We start from the raw sequence: 5,090 nt of genomic DNA, 5'->3' as shown, positions 1-5,090 counted from the left end.
TCTCATCCTTCATCACCCAGATCTGATCGGCATCCATCAGTTCGAAAATGAGGTAGTTTTTGTAGTTCTTGATTCCCACGTTGCGGCTGCCGGTTTTGATGGTCTGGATCGGGTTGAGATCCCGATCGAGCACTTCGACGGTTTTGTTGTCATAGTTGGCCACCGCCAGATAGTTGGCCCCGATAATAAAACCGATAGCGCTTTTGGAGGTTTTGTACTCCTTGAGCTTTTTATTGTGAATGGGGTCGAACTTGATCACATAGCCGTCCCGGGTGATCACATAGCCATCGTTGTCCCGGAATTTCACCACAGCATGGTTGAAGTTGTGCATGTGTTTAATCTCATCAACGAGGAGGTTATGGTCGATCACCGCCAAGGCGGAGTTTTCCCGCTCGACGACAAAGATCTTCTCCCGGGCACTCAGAGAAGTGAGGATCCCCATCAGAGTGATCAGGGCGATCAGTATTCGTTTCATTTTTTATCCTTGAATGAGAGAATGAAGTCAGTGAGAGCCTTGATCTCGGTGGCATTGAGGTCGTTGAAGGCGGGCATGGAGTTGCGCCGGTACCCCAGGGTTTTGGAGACGCGCTCGGGATCAACGATCTGGGCCATGATCTGCTCCCGCGTACGCTTGTCGGCGATGGTACGGAAGGAGGGGCCGAAGGCTTCAGCCGTCTGATGGTGGCATCCCCAGCAGTAGGCTTTGAAGAGCTTCTCTCCCGAAACGGGAGAGGCGGCAAAAAGAGCGTTCATCCCCAATATTGTCAATCCCGCCGCTATACGTTTACAACCCATCGATCATCCCTCCTACGGGAAGAGGATCCCGTGATTTTCAAAGGTATCATAGCAAGTGTTTATTTACCCCCCGTTGACACGTATCAAAAAGCCCTTGACATTTGTCAAGACAAATTAGACAATCATTGATAAGATTGCAGAAACCTTTGGGAGATCCGATGAAGACATTTCTCTTTTCACTCCTGGTACTACCGGGGATACTCGCCGCCGGGAATCCCCAAAGCAGTCATACCTGCCAGGCCTGTCATCCGACAATCTACCGGGAATACAGCCGTTCGATACATGCCCATGCCTCGATCTACGGGGATCCTGTCCATCGGGCAATCTGGAATCTTCACCCCGACCGCAAAGCGGGCCGCTACAGCTGCGGACACTGCCACACTCCTTCCGACCCGGCACTCACCCAGGGCAAGACACTACCGAAGGAAAATTCGATCCAGCGCGAAGAACCCATCGCCTGCCAGAGCTGCCATCGAATTAGTCGGATCGAACACCATGCCCGGGCCGATCGCATCATCTACCGTCCCGAGACAAAAACTTTCTACGCTGCCGATCCTCAGCGCAAAGGATCGGTCCTTCGCTATCACAAAACAGCGTTTCTCGGAGGATTGTTCGGCGGGATCTCCGGTTCGCCTTTCCACACTGTCGACTACGACAACGAACTCTATTACAACGGTGGGGTCTGCCTGGGATGCCACAGCCACAAGCAGAATGCCAAAGGATTCACCATCTGTGACCTCGGAGTGGAGCGCCGTCCCGGAGACAAGAGCTGCATCCAATGCCATATGCCCAAGACCGACGGCCCCCTCGCCAATCAAAAACCCGGCACCCGACACGCCTATCACGGCAGCAACCTTCATGATCCTGAAGGGACGAAGCGGATGGGAAAATACATCGACCTAAACTACCACCCCACCAAAGACGGCTTCATCGTTGTCTTGAAAAACACCGCACCCCATACCCTCTTTGCCCAGCCGCTGCGCCTGGGAGAACTGAGGGGCTCCCTCTACCGCAACGGACAGGAGATTCCCCTCCCCTCCCGGAAGTTCTTCCGTCGGATCGGTCAAGACGGGCACCCCACTCCCCCTTGGCTCGCCGACAGCGTTCTGAAAGATTCGACAATCCGGGCCCACGAAAGCAGAACGTTTCACTATAGAACCTCACTGAAACCCGGGGATCTGCTGACCCTCACTCTGGGATACCATCCCGTCGATCCCGCCATGGCAAAGAAAATCCCGGGGATCCCAAAGGAAGCGACCCGTTTCCTGCCGATCAGACAACGGAGCTGGACTATCGCACCATGAACAGAACATCCCGCAAAACAGAGGCTTCTGCCAAGGACACGACTCCCAGACCCAACCGGATCGAACAGTTCAAAGCCGAACTCCCCCCGGCCCGCTTCGATCTGCACTCCGTCGATTGGCATCACCCGGATGAACGAACCCGATTCTACCTCAAAAATTACGGCCTCTACAACATCAAACTCCGGCCCGATAGCTGGATGATCCGTCTACGCTTCGACAGCGGAATCCTCGAGGCGGGACAACTGGAAACCGTTGCCCGAATCGCCGAACGGGAGAATCTGAGGGTTCTCCTGACCGCCCGCTCCCAGATGGAGCTACATGATCTGAAACCGAAGCGGGTCTATCCCCTCTGGCAGGAGCTCAGAGCAGCGGGGCTGACGAGCACGCAAGTACTGACGGACAATCTCCGGGGGATCCTGCTGGACCCGCTGGATCAGTATGCTCCCGACAGGCGGATCGAATGCACCCCCATCGTGGAGCGTCTGCATCGAAGATTCATCGGCAATCCCCAATGGATCGGCACCCTCCCCAGAAAGTTCAACGCCGCCCTCATCGGAAGAGAAACCCCCTCCTTCAACCCCTGGGGACAGGATCTACTGCTGGCCCTCGCCCAAAAAGAGGACATCCGGGGCTTCAACCTCTATCTGGGAGGTAAAAACAGCGAAACGGCAAAAAATGCCGATATCTTCTGCCCGCCTGAAGAGGCGGAGCAACTCTTTGAAGCCGTCTTGACGACCTATCGCGAGTACGGTCTACGCGGCAGCCGGGCCAAGACCCGCCTCTATCACCTCATCGAAAGTGTGGGAATGGCGCAGCTACGCACCTGGATCGAAGAGGCCTATGGGCAAAAATTGCCATGTGCCGGAGAACTCCGAATGCGAAGCAGCACCGAAAACAACGACCATTTCCTGTCCATCCAACGCCTCGGCCGTCACGGCGAAATCGACACCGAAACCCTAAGCAAAGCCGTCCAAGAGGCCCGTTCCCAAAACCTCACCCTTCGCCTCACCCCCCATCAGGAGCTCTGGCTCTTCGATCCCAAAGCCATCCAGGCGTCATCTTCCATCCCCAATTCTCAATTCTCAATTCTCAATTCTCAATCCGCTCCCAAAGGGAGCGTCATCGCCTGCGCCGGCTCCCGCTACTGCCCCCTCTCCCTCTGGGAAATCAAAAACGACACGGAACGCCTCCCCCTTTCGATCCTCACTGAGAAAGGGATCAGCGTGGGATTCAGCGGCTGCCTCAAAGGGTGCGGCCGCCACCACCACAGCGATCTGGGTCTGGTGGGCCTGCGCAGCAACGCCTTCGGACCGACGGAACGGGCACTGCGGGTTTTCGTCGGAGCACGGGAAGCACCCGATCCGGCCCCGGCCCGACTCCTCTTCTACGCTGTACCGGAACGCTCTATCGCCCGGCTCTTCGAGGTGATCGCGGAAGATTTCGACCGCTCCGGCTATCCCCGATTCGAGGATTTAAGCCGCCACGTTCTGAGCCGATACAGCGAAGAGACCCTGATGCTCTGGTATCTGCTGCGGCAACTGGATGAAATTACGGAGAAAGAGCAAAAGCTCTTTTTTGATGGTGAAGAGGATACATTGAGAGAGAAGTTAAAGAGCCTCTCTCTCTGCTGCAAAATGATTCAAGAGATGCAGGAGCTGATTTCAGCTCTTAGTCACCGACTTTGGAATCAAAGCCGAGACCAAGGACAACCGATTCAATCCAAACGATAGCACTTTAGTTTTTGCAACCTTTATTTTCTTTTGAAAAGCTTTTTATAATGATTACGGAACATAGGCACATAGGTGCTTGAATTTCGCGTCTCATTGTTTGATGTTTCATCGTGATTCATCGGATAATATTGGACGTTTTTGAAAGCGGTCCAATTGATTTTGTGAGGGACTTCATCACCGATAAAGGCAAGGTTCTCGGTACTGAAATACAATCTGAATCGTTTTTCATCCCCGTAATTGAGTTGGAGAGTTTTCACTTCCTGACCGTCAATGAGCCAGTGAGCGTAATATTGATCGTTCTGAGGCTCGAGTTTCAGCTGGAATGTATGCCAACCGCTCTTGACTTCCTTGACATCACCGGCGCTGTAGGGATTGTTTTGTGAAGTCATATAACACATGATTTTTTTCCCGGAGCTATTGTTTTTGCCGTATCCACACTCGAAATCCAACTCATGATTGTCGTCATTATAGAGGAACATTCCGACACTAAATTGCGCTTTGGCTTCCGGTTTGGGAAGATAAACTCTCCAGTTGTAGGTTCCGTAACCGCCTTCAAGACCCTCTTGATAGAACTTTACCCGCGCACATTTATCGATCGATTCAAATTGATTATTGGTATCGAGATACTCACATCCATGATTGTAACGTGTATAAGGGTAGGTATACATCACGAGGAGATTTCTCTCCAATAAGTAACCGCCGAATACCTCGTCATCCAGATGTTCGTTGAAGCTCTCCAGATCGCATGATAGATTCAATTGACACCCGTATTTATAATAATAATCGAGGAATTCACCCTCATTGCGTGCCAAATTGGTTGTTGCATCTTCACACCAGTTGCGACCTTTCCAGGTAATACATTTCGCCGAAGCGATATTGAACGAGAGCACTCCAAAGATTGCCAATCCACTCAAGAGAGACATTTGACCGATTCTTTTCATGTTGACTCCTTTGCTTTTTATTACTAGAGAAATGTATGTATTTAAATACTATCAAAAAACAAATAATTCAAAACTTAGATTATGTATATTTCAAAAGATTTTTGAGGTATTGAGAATAGACAAAGGTTTTCCTGATCGTTTGGGGCATGCGCTCCCACGCCGGAGCATAGGAGCGAGAAAAAGCTTTAAATCCAAAATTCTCCATCCTCAATTCTCAATTCTCAATTCTCAATTCGAAAGCTTCGCTTTCGCTAGTATCCGTAATCGACGATCTTTCCGCTCAGACTCTTGAGAAAAGCTACCGTGTCGTTGATCTCAGC

General features: G+C 51.7%; 5 protein-coding genes. 2 read left to right on the top strand and 3 right to left on the bottom strand.

Translation table 11 applies throughout. The features are described 5' to 3' along the window. Both F8I07_RS02555 and F8I07_RS02550 read right to left on the bottom strand, forming a co-directional pair. The coding region (locus F8I07_RS02555) for a cytochrome D1 domain-containing protein (protein WP_292655341.1) at positions 1-475 on the bottom strand (475 nt) is incomplete at its 3' end. Further along, positions 472-795, bottom strand: a complete 324-nt coding sequence (locus F8I07_RS02550; RefSeq protein WP_292655338.1) for a cytochrome c — start codon at positions 793-795, stop codon at positions 472-474. The genes F8I07_RS02555 and F8I07_RS02550, both read right to left, overlap by 4 nt. 158 nt (positions 796-953) lie before the next feature. Here F8I07_RS02550 and F8I07_RS02545 point away from each other — a divergent pair, with 158 nt between their 5' ends. After that, a complete protein-coding gene (locus tag F8I07_RS02545; protein ID WP_292655335.1) occupies positions 954-2,099 on the top strand; it encodes a multiheme c-type cytochrome in 1,146 nt (381 codons plus the stop codon). After that, positions 2,096-3,829, top strand: a complete 1,734-nt coding sequence (locus F8I07_RS02540; protein ID WP_292655332.1) for a nitrite/sulfite reductase — start codon at positions 2,096-2,098, stop codon at positions 3,827-3,829. The genes F8I07_RS02545 and F8I07_RS02540 overlap by 4 nt, the downstream gene beginning before the upstream one ends. 20 nt (positions 3,830-3,849) lie before the next feature. Here F8I07_RS02540 and F8I07_RS02535 read toward each other — a convergent pair whose 3' ends face one another. After that, complete coding sequence (locus F8I07_RS02535; protein ID WP_292655331.1) at positions 3,850-4,770, bottom strand: hypothetical protein; 921 nt, start codon at positions 4,768-4,770, stop codon at positions 3,850-3,852. Positions 4,771-5,090: the final 320 nt, after the last annotated feature.

Origin of the sequence: Nitratifractor sp. (assembly GCF_015487065.1) — a bacterium.
Taxonomy (GTDB): Bacteria; Campylobacterota; Campylobacteria; order Campylobacterales; family Sulfurovaceae; genus Nitratifractor.
Note: the sequence above shows the minus strand (reverse complement) of the source record. Positions and strands in the feature narration are given on the sequence as shown.